Origin of the sequence: Prevotella sp. AM34-19LB (assembly GCF_003468525.1) — a bacterium.
Taxonomy (GTDB): Bacteria; Bacteroidota; Bacteroidia; order Bacteroidales; family Bacteroidaceae; genus Prevotella.
This window is the reverse complement of the sequence record NZ_QSIG01000049.1, coordinates 1-20735: the sequence shown is the minus strand read 5'-3', so window position 1 is coordinate 20735 and position 20735 is coordinate 1. Positions and strand designations below refer to the sequence as shown.

Genomic DNA, 20735 nt, shown 5'->3' with positions numbered 1-20735 from the left:
CTGAAAGGGCAAAAGCTTTGAATTTGAAAGCTTTTGCCCTTTCAGGGCGACTTTGTTGTATTTATTCTAAAACCCAGGGCGATGCCCTGGGCTAAGAGCTTCTGCCCTTTCAGGGCGTATGGGATGTGACTTATGACACACCCTCTTTTTGTTTCCAGAACCTCCGCCGCTAAAAGAAACGGCAATTTTGAACATTTTGTGATATTTTGTGAATAGTGATAATCGACAGAAAAGCAGTACCTTTGCACCAGAAAACAATCATATTGTATATCATAAGAAACATATTAAAAATGAACAAGAAAAAGATATTATGTTTTTGTCTGGCTCTCGGAGCTTTTTCTGCAATGATGGCGCAGGAAACTCTGTCGCTGAGCCAGTGCCTGCAGATGGCGGTGGAGAATAACCTGTCGCTGCAGAAAAGCAGGAACGAGATTGCAAAGGGAAAGTATTCCATCAGCGAGAACCAGGCGAAGCTGCTGCCGCAGATCAATGCCGTGGCACAGTTGAACGACAACTTCACCCCTCCCGTTTCCGTGACTGACGGTTCTGCATATGGTAAACCTTACAATGTTACCAAGACCCTGCAGTATAATGCTTCGGCAGGCTTGCAGCTCCAGATGCCACTCTACAACCAGATGGTGAATACTGCCATCGACATTGCCAAGATTGCAGACCATCTCAACCAGCTCTCTTACGAGAAGGCGCGCGAAGACCTCATCGTGCAGACCGCCAAGATGTATTATATGGCGCAGAATACGGCTGAGCAGATCCGTCTGGTAAACGACAACATCAAGCGCCTGGAAGAACTCTATGGCATCACCCAGGCTTTCTACGATAACCAGATGACTCTGGAGGTGGATGTGAAGCGTGTGAAACTCAACATCGAGAATCTCACCGTACAGCGTGATAACGCCATTGCCATGCTCGATCAGCAATATACCATGCTCAAGTATGTGATAGATTATCCTGCAGAAAAGCAAATCAAGGTAAGTGATGTGAATCCGGGGGAGATAGAAACGGTGAATGCCAACGGACTGAATACGGGACTCTACGAACTCCAGCTCCTGGAGAAGAGAAAGGAACTTGCCCAGAAGCAGACCAAGCTCGCCAAGGACGGTTATCTGCCATCGGTGAGCCTTACCGGAAGCCTGATGTATTCTGCCTTCACCGATAAGATAGAACATTGGATTCATTCGGGCGAATCCAACCACTGGTATGGTTCCAACGGCATCGGCATCCAGCTGAGAGTGCAGTCTTTGATGGTTTCGAGAAGCGTTCGAAAATCAGACGTGCCAAGGTGGAGGAGGAGAATGCCCGCATCGGATACGAGGATGCGCTGAAAGGCATGCAGGCAAACTATATGAACGCCGTGAGCGAGGTGAACAACAGTCAGCGCAACTACAAGAAGCAGTTTGATAACTACACCCTGGCGCAGGATGTATATAGCGTAACTGCCGACCAGTATAAGGAAGGTGTAGGAACGATGACCGCCGTTCTTCAGGATGAGATGCGCATGAGCGAAGCCATGAACAATTATCTCACCGCCTACTATAAATATAAGGTGGCGAATCTCTCGCTCCTGAAACTCACCGGACAATTGGATCAGGTAAAATAGCAAAGGAATCATGTAATAATAAGAACAATCAATCAGAATATAACAATGGAACAGAACGAAAACAACAAGATAGAAACTTCTCACGAGGAAATGCAGAAGAAACTGAAGAAGCAGCGCATCCGCCAGATCATCGCCAGCCTTATCGGCGTAGCCATTCTTGCCTCGGTCTCTGGAAGATCGTCTGCCTCTTCCTGGATTATAATGCCAACGAAACCAGCAACGATGCCCAGGTAGAGCAGTATATCTCTCCTGTCAACCTCCGTGCATCGGGCTATGTAGCCAAGGTTTGCTTCAAGGAGCACGAGGAGGTGCACAAGGGTGATACGCTCCTGGTTCTTGATGACCGTGAGTATCGCATCCGACTGATGGAGGCTGAGGCGGCACTGAAGGATGCCAAGGCGGGTGCCAACGTCATTGATGCTACCCAGCAGACCACCCAGACATCGGCTACCGTCTATTCGGCATCTATTGATGAGATAGAGGTGCGCCTTGCCAAACTTGCCAAAGACTGCGAGCGCTATCGCAACCTGGTAGAGAAGAAGGCGGCTACACCTATCCAGCTGGAACAGCTCGAAGTGGAATATGCGGCTACCAAGAAGAAACTGGAGTCGGTAAAGCGACAGCAGGCTGCTGCCTATAAGGGCGTGAACGAGGTGGTTACCCGCAAGCAGAACGTGGCTGCTGCCATCCAGCGGGCCGAGGCTGCGGTGGAGATGGCGAAGCTGAACCTCTCTTATTGCGTGGTGGTAGCTCCATGCGATGGCAAGTTGGGGCGTCGCACCCTGGAAGAGGGACAGATGGTAAGCGCCGGAACCACCATCACCTATATCCTTCCTAATTCCCAGAAATGGGTCATCGCCAACTATAAGGAAACTCAGGTAGAGAATCTCTATGTGGGGCAGAAGGTACGCATGACGGTGGATGCCATCAGCAACAAGGAGTTTGAGGGTACCGTTACAGCTATCTCCGGTGCTACCGGTTCCAAGTATTCTCTTGTTCCTACCGATAACTCAGCCGGCAACTTCGTGAAGATTCAGCAGCGTGTGCCTGTAAGAATCGACTTCACCAACCTCAGCAAGGAAGACAATGCACGTCTGGCAGCAGGTATGATGGTGATTGTGAAGGCGGAGAGAAATAAAAAGTAGCTTGAAGGAAATGAAGTAATATATGGAAGAAGAATATAAGAATTATCCGTTCTATGACTGGGTGCCGAAACCGCTGGGCATCATCTTCATGATCATCCTCTTCGTGCCAATGATTACGATGAGTGGTGTCTATTCCGCCAACAGCGGAGAGATGATGAGCGGACTGGGCATCCAGTCGGAATACATCGCCTTTGCGGGCTTCTGTACGTCGATAGGAATGGCGGCTTTCTCGCCGTTCTTCTACGAACTGGTGTGCATCCGAAGAGAGAAGATGATGTGTATCGTGGGATTCTCCATTCTCTTTTTGCTCAGTTTCGTCTGTGCCCAGACCGATTCGCTGTTCATCCTCGGACTGTGCAGTCTGCTGATGGGTTTTGTTCGCCAGACGCTTCTGATGGCGCATCTCTTTGTACTCATCCGATATGGTTTCGGCATCGAGGCAACGAAGAATATCACGCCGGGTTGCGAGCCTACCACCGAGGAGGCTTGGGATGCGGTGGATTCAGAGAAGATGGTGTCTCAGCCGGTCATCTATCTTTTCTTTATGATCATCGGACAGTTGGGTACCTGGCTCACGGCTTGGCTTGCCTATGCTTACGAGTGGCAGTATGTATATCATTTCATGATGGCATTCATGCTGGCGGGCATCATCATCGTGTTCTTCACCATGCCTTACCATAAGTATCCGATGCCGAAGTTCCCGATTACGATGTCGAAGTTTGGCAATGTCACGGTGTTCAGCATCATGCTCTGCTCGTTTGCCTATGTGATGGTGTTCGGCAAGACGCTGGACTGGTTTGATGATCCTACCATCCGTTATTCTACGGTGGTCTGTCTCATCTTCACCGCCCTGTTCATCTATCTGGAGAAGACCCGCCGCTCACCTTATTTTATCATGGAGGTGTTCCAGCTCAGGGTTATCAATTACGGCATCATGCTGTTCTTCCTCCTGATGGTCTGCAACTCCAGCGCCATGTTTGTGAATGTATTCACCAACGTGGGAATGAAGATAGACAACTGGCAGAATGCCACCTTGGGCAACTGGGTGATGGTGGGATATACCGTGGGTTTGATCTTTGCGGTCATCGCCAGAGCCAAGAATGTTCATCTGAAGTGGATGTACTGTCTGGCTTCCTCTTTATCGGAGGCTACGCCCTCTTTATGTATTTCGAGGTACAGAACGACGGCATGTATGAGCGTATGAAATGGCCTATCATCATCCGTTCCACGGGAATGATGCTGCTCTATTCGCTCATCTCTACGATAGCCAATCAGCGCATGCCTTACCGCTTCATGTCCACCTGGGTCTGCATCATGCTCACCGTCCGTATGGTCATCGCCCCTTGCATCGGTTCGGCGCTCTACACCAATGTGCTTCAGCATCGCCAGCAGTATTACATCACCCGCTTTGCACAGGATTACGACCGCACCAGCATCGAGACGGCAAAAACTTACGACCAGACGGTGATGGGTATGCAGTATCAGGGCAAGAGTGTAACCGAAGCGCAGAACATGGCTGCCATGAGTGCGAAGGGTAAGGTGCAGGTGCAAGCCACCCTGGTATCTATCAAGGAGATGGCAGGCTGGACCTTCTACGGCTGTCTGGTATGTGCCGGACTGATGCTCGTGATACCTTGGCGCAAGCGGAATATCAAGGAGTTGACCCGCGAGTATCTGCTGAAGAATGTTAATGTGAAAAACTTGGGAAGAAGGTAAAATTCTGCTAAAATATCATAAATAATCAAGGCAATCATCAGAGGAGATTGATATTTTTGTTATCTTCGCAGCTAAAGCAATTTTTTAGAATGGAGATAACTGACAATATAATCATATATGAGGCAAATGAATTCCCTCATTTTCTGATGCAACCTTTCTATTCTGATTATGTCGGAATAGTAGTTTGTCATCAAGGGATGTTCCGTTTCTGTGTAGATGGAACATCCCTTGTTGCGTCTATGGGAGAGACTGTTTTCCTCTCTCCCGGAATCCTGTTTCATGTGCAGGAGGTCTCTGCAGACTTCCGGTACACGTTGCTTTTTTATCGTGTGGAACAGATTCTCCACATGCTGGGAAATACCGTAGTCAGCATGCGACTTTATTCTACGCTCTATCCCCAGTCGTGCACGGTGACTCATACGGGATATGAGGAGATGCTGACCTCTTATGCCCGGATGCTTTTGGATTTAGAGCAGAAGGAGAAGCATGACACTTACAGTTTGCATGAACAGAAGTTGCTTCTAATGGCGGTAACCTATCGTCTTTGCAGTATTTTCTCTGCTTCGTTCCAGAAGGAAGGCAAGGAAATGAGGCGTAAGATAGAGACATTCGAGATATTGGTGAAGCTGATAGAGGAGAACTTTATGCGTGAGCGTACGGTAGCTTTTTATGCCGACCAGCTTTGTCTCACTCCGAAGTATCTTTCGGTGATTGTGAAGTCGGTATGTGGCAAGACGGTTCAGCAGTTGATTTTCAAGGCGATCATCCGCCGCAGCATTTATCTGATGAAGAATACGGACAAGACGATTCAGCAGATAGCCAGTGATCTCAGCTTCCCTAATGCCTCATCCTTCGGCACCTTCTTCAAGAAGCATACCGGTTTGTCGCCTAAGAATTACCGGATGGGGGCGGAGTAGGCACTGTTAATAATCGCAATTATCTGTGTTAAAAACCAAGGATTCACTCCGATTCTCATTATTTTTTATTACCTTTGCCCCAAATAACAATTTAAAACAAAGGATATGAGCACATCAACATTACGTGTACCTACTTCATTTAGGTTACCAGCAGAGCTTCTTGAGGAGCTCAAGGAGTGTGCTAAGGCTACCAATCGTAGCCTTAACAATTACGTAGAATCCATTCTTATGGATTTTATGAGTAAGAACAAGACCATGGAGGAAAATGTGATTACTCCCGATTTGCAAGCGAAGCTTGACAAGGCGAGAGAAGAACATAAAAACGGAGAAACTCTGTGCTTTGACACAGCACAAGATGCAATCGCATGGATGGAAGCTTTATGATATATCGAATAGAATTCTCTAAGGATGCACAGAAGGTCATTAAGAAATGGAAGAAATCAAATCTACCTCTATTCAAAAAACTAGAGAAGTTGATTCCAGAACTTTCTGAGCACCCTAGAACAGGTAAAGGACATCCAGAACCTTTGAAAGGTGGAAACGACATCACGTATTCTAGACATATTACTGCCCAGGACAGGATTATCTATGACATACTTGATGAAGAAATTCTTGTGTCCATTATTGAGCTAGAAGGACATTACAATGACAAATAACTGAGTTCATATATCAATGGAATCGGTACTTATAGAATGTATAACAATTCATGCTTTGCCTTGGAATCAGGTAGCTAGCCAATAGCAATATCAGAATATAATTTGGAGAAATTCTATCCAGAAAAGTTAGAGGGTACGATGCCAACGAATATCCTGACTTTCTAATTCTGCAAGTGTTACTTGCAGAATTAGAGAATGAAAAAGTTATTGGGTGAAGAAAGAGATAAAAATCTCTCTAAAAATTTGCTGGTTTCGAATAATCTTCGTACCTTTGCAGCACTAGTACCCGCCAAGCCTCTCAACGATGCTCAAATGTGCGGGTCGTTTTATTTTTATACATTTTGAATAATCTAAACTCATTCTTTTATGAATAGTCTTATCCCATTCCGAAAGGAATACCAACATGCAGATGCTCTTGTTCAATTACTCTTGTCAAGAGAACTTACTGTTGTTATAAAAATATACTAACGGAGCATTAACAAACTCATAATAAATGATATATGGAACTAGCATGTTTTTCAGAAATTAGAAATAAGATAATTCCTTTTCTAAATAATGCAACTGACAAGATTCAAGTTGCTATGGCTTGGTTTACAAGTAGTGAATTGTTTGGAGCACTTTTAGATGCATTGAACAGAAATGTAGATGTAGAGCTAGTGCTCCTGGACAATGCTATCAACTACATGGACTATGCACCAGATTTCAATGAATTAATCAAATTGGGCGGTAAATTACGCATTGCAGGAGCCGATATCGGTTTTATGCATCATAAATTCTGTGTAATTGATGATAAGATTGCTATTACCGGATCTTATAATTGGACTTACTATGCTGAGACTCGTAATGTCGAAAACATTATCATATCCGATAATCCAGAGATTGTAAACGGCTACACCTCTGAATTTCAACGCTTAAAACAAGCTTTATCATTAAAATCATCATGCATACGTCTATCATGGGAAGATCTTGAACAAAGAGATGACATTGATTATCAGGAGCTAAATTATGAAATAGAACGAATCTGTGAAGTTCAAAATAAACCGGTAAAACGAATATTTGAAACTAAAACAGAAGTTATTCGAACTGAGATAAAGAAAACTCCTTATGCCAAATATGCCATCGGAGTTCAAGCTATTGATGCTAATGATCAGGTTATATTTGATCCATTTATAAAAGCTGGAGAAACTTTACCATATCAGTCTTCAGAAATTGAACTCTACTTTGATAGTAAGCATGGGAAAGAATTCCCTTGCCTTCTAATCTATGGTAATCCTCAAGATAAAGCAGAGAAATGGAAGCTAATAAAAGAAGCCAATTTGATGCAAGTCGCTAGAGGTACTTCTGAAGAGTATCTTCCTGTAAAGTTTTCCATGCATCTTGACGACAATGGTAGCTTAAGAGTTGATATTACCTGTGCCAAATCAGGGCAAAGATTAACTATTAGTGATTTAAAATCAGCGTATGTAAAATATGAATAAGTCATTAGATAAATTCAAGAAAACTGTTGAAGCAATTAATTGCGAATATGCAACTCTTCATTCTCTTACAAATGATGAGTTGCGCATGAGATATTTCTATTTAGAACAGTTTGTAAATGAACAAAAAGATAAAACCTGTGCTCTAGACAAAAGCCTTCCATCAGTATATGCTTTAGTAAAAGAAACTGCAAGGCGTTTCTCCTTGGGAAATATAGAAGTAAAAGCCACATCAAATGATTTATATTTAGCAGAAAAATATGATTTCGTAGAGATATTAGGAGAAACTGCTATATACAAAAATCATTGGGATGTTATGGGAGTTCCTTATAACTGGAATATGGTTCATTATGATGAGCAACTACTAGGTGGCATTCTGCTCCATTATGGATATGCTACGGAAATGGCAACTGGAGAAGGTAAAACTCTTGTTGCTACGCTGCCCGTATTTTTAAATGCCTTATCACATGAAGGGGTCCATGTGATAACAGTAAATGATTATCTATCAAAGAGAGATTTTGAAACCACTCGCCCTCTATATATGTTTTATGGTCTTTCCGCAGATTGTATTGAATATTATAATCGCTATGACAGACGTCGTAAGGAAACATACAAATCTGATATTTCTTTCGGAATGCATTCGTCATTTACATTTGATTATCTCTATGACCATATTGCTATTAAACCTGAAGAATGTGTTCAGCAAGACCATAATTATGCTATTATTGACGAACTTGACTCCATTTTAATAGATGATGCGGATGAGCCACACATAATAGGAGGAGGAAATTCCTATAATGCAGGGAATATTTTTAAAGAAAACTATCCATTGATTGTTGAATTAATAGGATATAAAGATTCAAAACTTTATGAGATAGATAGATTGGGAAAAACAGCATGGTTTACACAAGAAGGTAAGCAATGGTTGTCTTCTAAAAAAAGCATACCTGATCTTTTTTCTGTAGGACGCACCTATGAAATAAAAGATTTCGACACTCTGTCGCAAGATAAGCAGGCGGAAGTGCTAAATAGAATATACCTTCAAAATGTATTTTACCAATTACTTCTTGCATTGACGATATACGAACGCGATGTTGACTATATCGTTGAAGACGATATAGTAAAGATTATAGATTCTCATACTGGGCGCATCAAAGAGGGAAATAGATGGGAACATGGATTACATACGGCTATTGAAATTAAAGAGAAAGTAAAGGTTCAAGACGATTTTGATGGAATGGCTGTTATTTCGTTGAAAAACTACTTTAAATTATATTATAAAATAGCAGGTATGTCAGGAACCATAATGCCTGTGGAAGATGAACTTAAGGAGATATATAATCTTCACTGCGCTACATTGCCAACACATAAACCATTAATACGTAAGGATTCTCCTTTACGCATATTCAAATCTGCTCAACTTAAAGATGATGCCATTATTCGTGCCATAACAGATAATAAGAAAGCAGGACGTCCAACTTTGGTCGGAAGTATTTCCATCAAACGTTCAGAACAACTGTGTTCGAAACTGGATAAGTTAGGGATTACTTATAGAAAACTGGATGCAAAAAACATCAAAGATGAAGCAGATACCATTGCCAAAGCTGGCTTCGGAAACGCAATAACCGTATCAACAAGTGTAGCAGGAAGAGGTACTGATATAAAACCATCGCCTGATGCAATAAAAGCTGGTGGTCTCATGGTTATCGGTACAGACCTTTTTGAATCCGTCAGAGTTGACAGACAGCTTAAAGGACGTTCCGGCAGACAAGGAGATCCAGGTTCTTCAGTCTTTTTTGCATCTCTAGAAGATCAGATTCTAAAAAATCTGAATCAAAAAGATTTAGATTCTCTAGAACACTTGGGAGCTTCATATTCTACTGATGAGATTTCTACAGATGAGGTGAGAAAATATTTTCACAAAGCACAGTTGAACCGTGAAAACTTTTTTAAAAATCGCAGAAAGGAAACAGCTCGCAAGGATGATATTATTGCTCCTCAAAGGAAAAAATTCTATGAACAGCGAAATGCTGTTTTGTTCTGTGCAGATGTAGCTGACAGGATTGTTAATGATATTACCAAAGATTCAAAAGTAAGTACAGAAGTAATAAACAACCATCTTATGTCTTTATACCACAAGACAAAAGAACTGGTTACAAGAAGTACCAATAACAATCCTAACAGAACAGAAGTTTTTATCCCATTTTCGGAGTCTATGCATACTTTTGCCATCAAGTTGGAAGTAGAGTTAACCATTGCAAGTTTTGAGTATTTCTGTAAGGAATACAAAAGACAGGTTATACTTCAAGTATACGACATGGAGTGGAAAACATTTGTTCTTTATATGATGGGTAATCTTGATAGAGCAGAGATAGAGATGCTTGACAACAAGTACTCTAAAATGACGAAAGATATCCACCGTATCATTCTCAGACGACTCCAATATGTTTCGATACCATTTGATATTAGAAATGAGTCCAATACCAACGAGGAAGAAGATGAGAAGACAGATAGTGTCAGCAGTCAAAAGGTGTATCGACCTGTCAATATTGCAGCAGGTGAACTTTGTCCATGTGGAAGCGGAAAGAAATACTGCGAATGCCACGGAAGTAACATTCGCAGTAATAATAAATCAAAAAGACGCCGTTAGAGTTTTTGGCTAAACTTAACCAACTCATTGTTAATGTATAGGAAAAAAGAGAGCGAACCATCTGGATTCCTTACAGCTAACAATGGGTTGTTCGTATTGATAGAATCATCTTCTGCTTTTGATGCCATCAGTTCAAAAGAAGATGCACTATAAGTTTCTGGTTCTTCGCCAGAATAGCGATAGTCGCCAATATAATCAATTATACCTTTTGACGTTTTAAACGCATCTGTCAGAAGTTCTTTGGCATTCCATGCATCGACAATATGAGTTATCATAACCTGTTTGCCATCTTTGCTATATGAACCGAAAATATAACCAATAGCTCCGTCAGGAGAATCGTTCATTTCTTCTGCATCATACAGGGTCTCGGTTGAAACATTCAATAGGATATCATAACCATCAAGTTGATAGGTTGATATCCGATCAGAAACGATTCCACGATCAGAGTATGAATAGATGGTAGAATGCATTAACTGACCTTTGTCCATATTGAGGTTCAAATCTCTAAGTGCCAGATTGACCAAAGAGGCGATATCGCAATTATTTGCCAGGAAAGTCGGGGAATAACAACCTTCCCCCTCAACATAGAAGTTCTTTGTATCCTGTTCTATTCTTGAAAGATAGATCTTACGTTGCTCAAACGGATTACCATCTTTGCTGGAGATACAAAGCAGATTATTGGCATGATTAGTTATACACATACTGATAATCTCCCTATTCGAAGCCGCATAACTCAAAAAATGAAGCATCTCATTACTACCCGTACAGTCCAAGATAAGGTCATAACCATCAAGTTCTTTTATAGCTTCTTCTTGACTCTTGTAGTTCACATTGGCATAGAATGAGGCTCCTATAAACTCGTTATAATTAGCACCATCAGAACACCAATAACCATGTATACTCAGATCCTTAATGAAAGGATTGATGGATTTAATAACAGATGCTAAGGCTCTTACTTTACTTTCTCCAATATTACCTAAAGTATAGGAACTCCTGCAAATATTACCAGGCTCTACAATATCAAAATCCCAAAGTCCAATTTTAGATGCACCACAGTGCGCTAAAGAACTAGCCACCATTGATCCTATAGCCCCCAGCCCCACGATAGCAATCTTTTTCGAATTAAGCAACTGTGAAAAAGCTCCTCTGCCAAAATACATTTCTTTGGTTATTACTTGAGTTCCTAACCTATTTAGAGGATAAGAGGATATTTTTCGTATAGTAAATCCCTTCAATGCCAGATCGAATGAAACACTTTCAAAATTACCGGATGCAATGTTTGTAAAGAGTATGTACCATGCGATACCATCGTTATGCTTAATTCCAAATGCAAAATGATGCCATTCATAAGGAATGATATCAGTTGCCATATATTCCAGATAAGCTTGTTCTTCAAGTTCTTCGTCTGTCATATTTGTCTCATCTGGGATATTAAATCCTTGGTAGGAATTATAGCCATGATTCTTAATGACAGATTCTTTAATAGAACTTATCTCATCTAACAATACTTGTTTTTGTGAAGGAAGAACTTTTGTTTTTTTTACTTCTCTCGAAGATTGATTCTTTCCTATTCTAATGCCTCGGCTTGTGGAAGATATGAACTCTCTTGTTGAAGTTCAGAAATAAGTTGCTCTAATTGTTTTAAAGCATCAGGTTCTGTAAAGTCTTTTTTGCTTCCTATGGGCTGGCTGCTACTTTTTTGCCATCCATTAGATATATTCAATTCTGGCAAAAGGTGCTTGCATATTTTATCATCCCATTCATATTGCTCCATCAAACGAACAAAATCAGATAGTGTTTCAGATGATTCTGGAGTTTGATCAACAATGATATATGGAAGTTTGTAATTACAAATCGCCTCATTCTCGACGGCATAAAACCTATTGTCAGGAGTTTTTATACAGTGGATATAGCCAAGGTTCTCCTTAAAATAGTCAGGGTTATTATGAAAATCCCCTACGAAAGTAAGCATTGCTTTAGAGCTGAACTCCTTTACTTCATCAAGATTTTCCCATTCGTAAGCATTTGCAAAGGCTAATGCGGTTTTGACCGAACTATCTTTGATTACTGGAGGAAGATCCTCACGCATCTGGTGAGAAATCCACTCCTTTAATCTTGTAATTTCCTGTTTGAGTTGCTCTTCTGGAGTTTCGGCAAAAGGAGTATTGAGGCAAAACCAATCTCCATAATTGACTTTACCAGTATGTATCAGATGCGGATAGCCACTAAGTGATTTTGTTCGAAAAACCAATTTGGCATGTGGAAACATAAAAGGAATTTCAACACGAAGAATCAAAGGATGAATCGTATTCAGAACCTCTATGCTACCAACATAAAGATTCTTTTCATCCTTATTCTCTGATACATTAAACTCCTCAAGAACAGAAAAGCCTTCTAGAGAAGAAAAATAATCTGTATAAAATTTAGCGTCTTTATAATCAAACATAATTCTTAAGCATGTCCTCGTGGAGAGGGAGTAGATGGTGTTGAACGTTGGGTTGTAACTCGGTCTTCTGCCTCTTTGCGAGTTGTTCGAAGTACGGTCCTTGAGTAAGAACCAATACCGTTGTATGAAGGATTGTCTATCATAATTGTTATATTTTAAAATTTACCGTGTAAAGGTAGAGTTTTTTTTCGAAATAAACAAATTTGTTGCGTACTTATTTTAATTTTTAACAAACATTTTTGTTGATGGGTGTGATTCCTTTCTAAATAGACTATGTTGAGTAAGAATAGAAATATAAAGTATGTAGTATTTTACATTATAGTGTTTACTTGAAAAATCTTTTTACGATATTGTTCCTATGGATATCAATAGGTACAAAGACAAAAATATAATTTAGGGCTTTTTAAAGTTGACTCTGTGTTTTATATATTCTTGCAAGATTAAAAAACTCCTTAAAAATTGCAGGTTTCGAATATTTTTCGTACCTTTGTACCCGCTAGAACCCGCCAAGCCTCTCAACGATGCTCAAATGTGCGGGTCGTTTTATTTTATATTGTTTGTAAGTAACTACTCAAACTTTCTTTGTTATATCTTGTTAAAAATTAGCCTTGAATCAGATATTTATTAAAAGAAATCACTATATTTGCATTTTATAAAACTACGCTTGTACAACAATTCACAGAAAGTCATTGTTTGGAGAATGAGATTATGAAGCTGTTGGGCTGTATAAGCTTTAATAGTAATGTGGAAAGGAATAAAGGTATGAATAAACCGATAAACATATTGGACAAAGATTACTTGCAATGGATCAAGGAACTATGCAAGCGTTATCGCCAGAGCCAGATAAAGGCTGCGGTGAAAGTCAATACAGAAATGCTCAAATTCTATTGGAGTTTGGGTAGAGACATTGTTGCCCTTAAAGCAGAGGCTCGATGGGGTAGTAAGTTCTATAAAAATCTTAGCAAGGATTTAAAAGAAGCAAACCCTTTGGCAACTTGCTTCTCGCCGAAGAATCTTCTATACATGAAGAATTTTTATTGTATGTACCTACCATATACAGAAATTGGTCAGCAACTTGCAGACCAATTAGAGAAGAAGGATTTTTCATCTCAACATAGGGCAAAAAATAGTAGCTTTGAAATTAATCAGCAACTTGCTGACCAATTAGAAAAAGATATATTCTCCATTCCATGGGGACATCACATGCTATTGATAGATAAGTTTTTAACAGTGCCTCAAAAGGCTCTTTTCTATGTCCGTCAAACAGTGGCAAATGGTTGGAGTAGAAATGTCCTTCATAATTTCATAGACTCATCTCTGTATGAACGACAAGGGAAAGCATTGAGTAACTTTAATCGAACATTACCTGATGTCGATAGTGATTTGGTACAAGAAATAACAAAAGACCCATACAATTTTGCGTTTGCAGGCATTACCAAGCCATATAATGAGCGTATTCTCAAAGATGCTTTGCTCAACAACGTCACCAAGTTCCTAACTGAGCTGGGTACAGGTTTTGCATACGTAGGCAAGGAATACCGTTTGCAGATTGGAGAGAAAGAGAATTTTATCGACTTGCTCTTTTACAATTTGAATTTGTCATGCTATATAGTTTTGGAAGTCAAGATAGGATCCTTCACCTTTGCTGATGTCGGGCAACTTGGCGGCTATGTAGTAGCTTGCAATCATCTTCTTCGTAAAGAGGGTCGAGACAACCCAACAATAGGCATACTTATCTGCAAGGAAAAAGACCGCATTCAAGCCCAATATGCTTTGGAATCAAGTAGCCAGCCAATTGCAATATCAGAATATGACTTGGAGAAATTCTATCCAGAAAAGTTAGAGGGAACGATGCCAACAATAGAGGAATGGGAAGCCAAGTTGGGTGGAAGTATTGAACAATAGAATATCTGATTGACACTGCAAAGCTGAAAATGGCTATCAGTGTCAATATGGGTACACTCAAATGTGCGGGTCGTTTTATTTTTATACATTTCCCTTGCTGAGATTCTCGTATTTTCAAACGATTCTTATTTCTTTGTGAATATTGAAAATATGGAAGAAAATGGTAATATGCTAATAATCAAAGGATTATGATTTTGTTAGTTAATAGCGTTGAAATAGGAATTCTATAGTTGTACGACTATAACCCCTGTAGTTGTACAACTATAACTCTACAGTTGTACGACTATAGGGTATTCGATTAGTTAGAAGCAGAAAATAGGGAATTTGAGATGCTCAAAACTCCCTATTTTGTTGCTAGATTCCAAGTTTACCAGTGTGCAAAATTTGGTTATAAGTATTGACAAAAATAACACTTGTTGCTGAGAAAGATTCCTTCTGTTCCAAATGAAATAGGCTCGATGGCGAATGAAGAATTATTTAGAATTCTGCATCAAACAAGACGCTGATCTTATAAGGAATATCATCCAATTTCTTAAATTGGTTGCTTCCTGCAATCTGCTGTTCCTTGCGAAGATAAATCTCCTGACCATTCAGTTCCGTGAGCTGGCGTTTGAACACGAATTTATGCTTCTGTTTGTGCCCTAGATAGCTTTATCTTCGAATGAAAAGATTCAGCTCGTTCATATATATACACAGAACTTATATCCAACAATTCATCGCCCACCAGCTGATATGCGCTTGCATAACAGGTGTCGGGCGAGCGCATGTCAGCTGTTATGCAAGCGCACAACAGCTGTTGTGCGGCAGAAAGTATAGGCTTTCCCGGCTTATAACATTAATTCTTCCGGCAACAAGTAAAGGTTACTCCGAAGACTTTTAACGTAAAACTGATGCTACAACGATAGTACTTACAAGGCGCAAAGACGTTACTGATAGGTCGCCATGATAGTACTGACGATGCGTAAAGCGGCTTGTTTCGTTTGCCATGCCCATAGGAGTGCTGATAAAAACAAAAGAAGTCGCTGAAAAACAGCGACTTCTCTAATAGTAGGGTGGAGCTGGAGGGAATCGAACCCTCGTCCGCACAAGGAAACCATACGCTTTCTACATGCTTATTCCAGCCTTCAATTTTCGAGGTATGACAAGACCTGGACCACCAATCATACCCTTATCCTCTAAAATTTCATCCATGCAACGAGGCATACATGAACTATTTCCGATTTGCCTGCACCGCTTGATCAACAAGATTCGGAACTACATCCGTTGAGCGATGTCTCGTTCCAGCACCTTGTGCCGGAATAATGCTAGTTTACTGTACTTCGACTAGGCAGCGAGAGCGTAGTTATTTTCGCCAATTAATTTTTTGTTCACTAGGATTTAGGAGGTAGCCAACGAGCCTCCGCATGCTTACGTACCATTTCATCTCGCCGTCAAATCCAGTCAACCCCGAGATTTCTTGATAACTAGGGTGCAAAGATAAAACGAAATTTTGAAATCACCAAATATTTTCGGAAAAATCATCGCTTTTTCTTTGAAATATCGGGATAAAGTGGTTGAAAGTTGCTTCGTATTAAGAATTTTGGAAGAAATGATGCCGTTTTTGGAGTTATCTCGTTTTTTTGCAGTAACTTTGTGGGCAAAATAATTAAAAATGATGGCAATGGAGAAAAAAGGAAAGATACTGATAGTGGATGACAATGAGGATGTTCTCTTGTCGCTCAATATGCTTTTGAAACCATACGTGGAGGGTATCAGAGTTATCAATACGCCTGAACGAATCATCGGAATGATGGATTCGTTCATGCCTGATGTCATCATGCTCGATATGAACTTCCATCGGGATGCCATCAGTGGCGAAGAGGGGTATGAATGGCTGAAGAAGATTCTGGCGCATAACCCTAAGAGCGTGGTGCTGTTTATCACGGCTTACGTGGATACGGAGAAGGCGGTGAGGGCTATCAAGCGGGAGCCATCGACTTTATTCCGAAACCATGGGATAGGAATAAACTGCTCGATACGGTGAAGAGTGCCGTGGAATTGAGCAGGGAAAGGAAGCTGGATTCTTCGGATTCGCAGGAAAAGGAATCGGAGCAGAATATGTATCAGAATCTGAATATGAATCAATGTTCTGAGTCCAAGTCTATTGCTTCTTCTGAAGATGTGTTTGCGAGAATGATTGGCGAATGCCTGCCATGAAGGAACTGAAAGCGCAGATGATGCGTGTGGCGGCTACGGATGCCAACGTATTGATTACTGGAGAGAATGGTACGGGAAAGGATGTGGTGGCGCATGCCTTGCATCAGCTTTCAGACAGGGCAAGAAAGCCGTTTGTAAATATCGACCTGGGGTGTATCCCTGAGAATCTTTTCGAGAGCGAACTTTTCGGATACGAGAAGGGAGCGTTTACGGATGCCAGGAATGCGAAGGAAGGACGAATTGAAACGGCGGATGGCGGTACTCTCTTTCTGGATGAGATTGGAAATCTGAACCTGCCGATGCAGCAGAAACTCCTGACGGTGATAGAGAAGCGTGAAACTCAGCGCATTGGTTCCAACAAGGTGAGCCATGTGGATGTGAGGATTCTGGCGGCTACGAATGCTAATTTGCGTGAGAAGGTAGGCGAGGGAGCTTTCCGACAGGACCTCTTCTATCGACTGAATACCATCGAGTTGCATCTTCCGCCGCTGCGTGAGCGTGGAGAGGATATCGTTCTGCTGGCAGAATATTTTCTGAAATTTTATTCGGGAAAATATAGTGTAGGCGATGTGGTGCTGGGGACATCTGCCAAGCAGAAACTTCTGAAACATACCTGGCCGGGGAATGTAAGAGAACTGCAGCATTGCATCGAGAGGGCGATTGTGTTGGGGGATAAGACGGAACTGGCTGCAGAGGATATCAGATTGGAGGATTCTGTGGTGGCATTGGGGGCTTCAGCGTCAGATTCTCTATCGGCTTCCGTAAATATAGATTCGCTCAATCTTCAGACCTTGGAGCGTGAAGCCATCAAGCGCGCCATCTCCTTGAGTAATGGAAATCTTACACAGGCTGCAGAGTTGTTGGGTATCACCCGTTTCGCCCTTTACAGAAAAATCGATAAGCTCGGGGTTTAATGCTTCGGAAATTTTAGAAACTATGTCAATCGTCAATAAATTATTCTATCATAAGAGCAATGAGCGGATGCGTCAGCTGATTGAGGCTATCCGCACCCGTGACTTCTCGCTTCAGTACTCATTGGATCATCTGAGGGGAGAAGAGCGGAATCTTGCGCAGCAGATTAACGAAGTTGTGAATGAATTTCGGGAAACCACTTTGCAACAGGAAGCAAAATACCAGTATTTCGGAACGATGCTCGATACTATCAACGCCTTTCTCATAGTGGCGGATGAACAGGGAAAGGTGCATTGGATGAATCGGGCTGCCGTGGATGGACTCTGTGGCTTTTCGATTCATCACTTGCACGACTTGCAGGTGCTGGATGAGACGCTGCCGGAAATGATGATGCAGCTGAAGCCGGGATTGCAGAAACTGGTACAATTGGAAACGAAAAACAGCGAGGGGGCTGCTGGCAAGAAGGCTTTGGATGCCGGAAATCAGAATGCAGGGAAGGCTGACTTTGTATTGAGCGTGGTCAACTTCTTTAATAAGGGCTTTGCCTATCGCCTTTATACCTTGCAGAATGTGCAACCGGTGATTCAGAAGAATGAGACGGATGCGCAGCAGCAGCTGGTGAGGGTATTGACCCACGAAATCATGAACTCGCTGACTCCTATCATCTCTTTGGCTGATACGCTATGTGAAGGGGTGGAGCAGGATACGCTGGAGCATGATGATTTGCTGATGGCATTGCAAGCCATCAACCGAAGGAGCAATGGCTTGTTGCAGTTTGTGGAGAACTATCGCAAGTTGCAACGCATATCGAAACCTCAGTTTGAGGATGTGAGGATTGGTGATTTGGTGGCAGATTTGAAGCATCTTTATCCGGATTCAATATTCCATTATGAGATTGAAAACGAAGACCAGAGGTTGCTGATGGATCGTTCGCAGATAGAACAGGTGCTGATTAATCTGCTGAAGAATGCACAGGAAGCCGTGGAAGTTCGAATGAAGGAGGAGGCTGCAGGTCTTTCCGCTGAGGCTGCATCTGCTCAAAGTCAGGCTCCTTATATTGGTCTTACCACTCGTCTTTCGAACAACAAGCGCAATTTTATCATTTCCATTACCGATAACGGAAAAGGTATCTTGCCGGAGGTGATGGAGCGCATTTTTGTGCCGTTCTTTACTACCAAGACGAGCGGTTCGGGCATCGGACTGAGTATCTGCAAGCAGATTGTAACCCTGCATGGTGGTACTATCACCGCCTCTTCGAAGCCAGGCGATAAAACCACCTTTAGCGTGGTGCTTCCTGCCTGATAGAGACGGATGCCACCTATCATATTGAGGATGTGCGCACCGTGCGAAATCGCACACGTTTCGTGCGGTTTCGCACGGCTTTTTTATATCCGGAATTTCTTATCTTCCTGATAATCATGTCTTTATCTTTATGGCATGGCTTTTGTATCAGTTTTTGCAAAAGAAATCATCATGAAGATAAAGAATTACTTATTCATAGTATGGGCGCTTGCAGCATGAATGTTCAAGCCGACACGCTGCAGCTCGACCTGAAGACTACCATTGCGATGGCGCAGCGGCAGTCACCATCGGTGCAGAGTGCTCGCAATACCTTTCTGTCTGCTTACTGGGCTTATCGGTATCATCAGGCTAACTATCTGCCTTCGCTTTCCCTCTCATCTTCACCTTATATTAATAAGGAGGTGAACAAGATAACCCAGTCGGATGGTACGGCACTCTTTCTGAAGCAAGACCAGTTGGGAGCTGATCTTACTCTGAAAATCAACCAGAATATCTCCCTGACGGGTGGTAGCCTTTTTGTGAAGAGTTCGCTCAACCGGCTGGATGAGTTGCACAACAAGATAACGGCCTATAGTAGTCAGCCCTTTATCGTGGGTTACGAGCAGAGTCTTTTTGGCTATAACTCGCTGAAATGGAATCGTAGGATAGAACCCATCCGATTCCGGGAATCCAAGAAGCGATATGCCGAAACGCTGGAGATTGTATCGGCCAAAGCCTGTGAGCATTTCTTCGGTCTGGCTTCGGCGCAGGCAGAATGGGAGATGGCAAAACAGAACTTTGCTTCTGCTGATACGCTTTATCAGATGGCGAAGGGGCGATATGAGAATGGAACGATTTCGGAAAACGAGATGCTGCAGCTGGAAATCAACCGACTGAACGAGGAGACCAATGTGATGGATGCTCAGGTGGCACTGCGAGAGAAGATGCAGACCATCCGCTCGTTTCTGGGGTTGGAACAATCGCAGGACATCTGTCTGGTGATGCCGGAAGAGGTGCCTGCCTTTGAGGTTCCTTTGCAACGGGCGATAGATTGGGCTTTGCTGAACAGTCCGGATCCCGATTATTATCGTCGCATCCAGAAGGAGAGCGAAAGTCGGTTGGCGCAGGCTCGTGCCAACGCCGGATTGAAGGCGGATTTCTATATGCAGTTTGGACTCTCGCAGACGGGAGCAGATATCGGTGCCGCCTATCGCAGTCCGATGAGTCAGCAATCGGCAAGCATCACTATCGCCCTTCCAATATTGGATTGGGGACGGGGAAAGGGTAGGGTAAGAGAAGCCAAATCGCAGCTGGCGCTTACCCAGACGCAGGTGGAGCAAGGCATGAGGGATTTCTACCAGAACGTAGAAAAACTGGTGTTGCAGTTTAACATGCAAGCCCGAAAGGTGCATGTGGCATCGCTCACCGACCAGCGTGCCGAGAAGCGGCATGTGGTGGCGCGCCGACTCTACATCATGGGTCGCAACTCGATACTCGACCTGAATGCAGCCATCAGCGAGAAAGATGCTGCCCGGCGCAATTACATCTCGACCATGAGAACTTACTGGAGTCTCTACTATACACTCCGAAGCATGACGGGATTCGATTTCGAGCACAACAAAGAATTGAAGGAAGAACTTCCTATAGAATAAATATCTTATAGAATAATGATTCACATGAAAAATCCATAGAATCATCTTCCTATAGAATAATACCTCAGTTCGGGATAATAATCTCAGCCTAAAGGCTTTATAATGTTTTTATATAAGGGACACAGTGGCTTGGCAACCATCTATATATCTTGGATGGTTGCTGAGACAA

The 20735-nt window shown here is 42.2% G+C and carries 12 protein-coding genes, 1 other RNA gene and 4 pseudogenes; 13 read left to right on the top strand and 4 right to left on the bottom strand.

What is annotated here, in order from left to right:
- The first annotated feature begins 290 nt into the window (after nt 1-290).
- From DW830_RS12770 to DW830_RS12735, 9 genes and pseudogenes are all read left to right on the top strand, one after another.
- Nucleotides 291-1615 (top strand): annotated as a pseudogene (locus DW830_RS12770) (TolC family protein).
- 45 nt (nt 1616-1660) lie between these two features.
- Nucleotides 1661-2760, top strand: a pseudogene (locus DW830_RS12765) (HlyD family secretion protein).
- A 22-nt stretch (nt 2761-2782) separates the two neighbouring features.
- A pseudogene (locus DW830_RS12760) lies at nt 2783-4476 on the top strand (MFS transporter).
- Between the two features lie 89 nt (nt 4477-4565).
- A complete protein-coding gene (locus DW830_RS12755) occupies nt 4566-5393 on the top strand; it encodes a helix-turn-helix domain-containing protein (RefSeq protein WP_119250161.1) in 828 nt (275 codons plus the stop codon).
- A 105-nt stretch (nt 5394-5498) separates the two neighbouring features.
- The gene (locus tag DW830_RS16690; protein ID WP_119250160.1) at nt 5499-5777 is read left to right on the top strand and encodes an Arc family DNA-binding protein; all 279 of its coding nucleotides are present in this window, start codon (nt 5499-5501) and stop codon (nt 5775-5777) included.
- Nucleotides 5774-6049 carry a Txe/YoeB family addiction module toxin gene (locus DW830_RS12745; RefSeq protein ID WP_118063899.1) on the top strand — a complete coding sequence of 92 codons (276 nt, stop codon included), beginning with the start codon at nt 5774-5776 and terminating at the stop codon, nt 6047-6049. The genes DW830_RS16690 and DW830_RS12745 overlap by 4 nt, the downstream gene beginning before the upstream one ends.
- A gap of 195 nt (nt 6050-6244) precedes the next feature.
- Complete coding sequence (locus DW830_RS15900) at nt 6245-6394, top strand: hypothetical protein (RefSeq protein ID WP_158573501.1); 150 nt, start codon at nt 6245-6247, stop codon at nt 6392-6394.
- Nucleotides 6395-6549: 155 nt separating this feature from the next.
- Nucleotides 6550-7527: a phospholipase D-like domain-containing protein gene (locus DW830_RS12740; protein ID WP_119250159.1), complete on the top strand. Its 978-nt coding sequence runs from the start codon at nt 6550-6552 to the stop codon at nt 7525-7527.
- Nucleotides 7520-10174, top strand: coding sequence for an SEC-C metal-binding domain-containing protein (locus tag DW830_RS12735; RefSeq protein WP_119250158.1), 2655 nt, complete (start codon nt 7520-7522; stop codon nt 10172-10174). The genes DW830_RS12740 and DW830_RS12735 overlap by 8 nt, the downstream gene beginning before the upstream one ends.
- Here the strand turns inward: DW830_RS12735 and DW830_RS12730 are convergent.
- Nucleotides 10171-11679, bottom strand: a complete 1509-nt coding sequence (locus DW830_RS12730; RefSeq protein WP_119250157.1) for a HesA/MoeB/ThiF family protein — start codon at nt 11677-11679, stop codon at nt 10171-10173. The genes DW830_RS12735 and DW830_RS12730 overlap by 4 nt on opposite strands.
- 62 nt (nt 11680-11741) lie before the next feature.
- Nucleotides 11742-12620, bottom strand: a complete 879-nt coding sequence (locus DW830_RS12725) for a hypothetical protein (RefSeq protein ID WP_119250156.1) — start codon at nt 12618-12620, stop codon at nt 11742-11744.
- Between the two features lie 762 nt (nt 12621-13382).
- Here DW830_RS12725 and DW830_RS12720 point away from each other — a divergent pair.
- Entirely contained in the window at nt 13383-14525 is a 1143-nt protein-coding gene (locus tag DW830_RS12720; protein WP_119250162.1) for a YhcG family protein, read from the top strand.
- 477 nt (nt 14526-15002) lie between these two features.
- On the opposite strand, the gene DW830_RS15895 is transcribed toward DW830_RS12720, so the two are convergent.
- Both DW830_RS15895 and ssrA read right to left on the bottom strand, forming a co-directional pair.
- Nucleotides 15003-15143, bottom strand: a complete 141-nt coding sequence (locus tag DW830_RS15895) for a hypothetical protein (RefSeq protein ID WP_158573500.1) — start codon at nt 15141-15143, stop codon at nt 15003-15005.
- A gap of 432 nt (nt 15144-15575) precedes the next feature.
- Nucleotides 15576-15973: a transfer-messenger RNA gene (ssrA, locus tag DW830_RS12715) on the bottom strand.
- 212 nt (nt 15974-16185) lie between these two features.
- On the opposite strand from ssrA, the pseudogene DW830_RS16685 reads away from it, so the two are divergent.
- From DW830_RS16685 to DW830_RS12695, 3 genes and pseudogenes are all read left to right on the top strand, one after another.
- Nucleotides 16186-17635, top strand: a pseudogene (locus DW830_RS16685) (sigma-54-dependent transcriptional regulator).
- A gap of 22 nt (nt 17636-17657) precedes the next feature.
- Nucleotides 17658-18935, top strand: a complete 1278-nt coding sequence (locus tag DW830_RS12700) for a sensor histidine kinase (RefSeq protein ID WP_158573499.1) — start codon at nt 17658-17660, stop codon at nt 18933-18935.
- 215 nt (nt 18936-19150) lie between these two features.
- A complete protein-coding gene (locus tag DW830_RS12695) occupies nt 19151-20566 on the top strand; it encodes a TolC family protein (protein WP_233544527.1) in 1416 nt (471 codons plus the stop codon).
- Nucleotides 20567-20735: the final 169 nt, after the last annotated feature.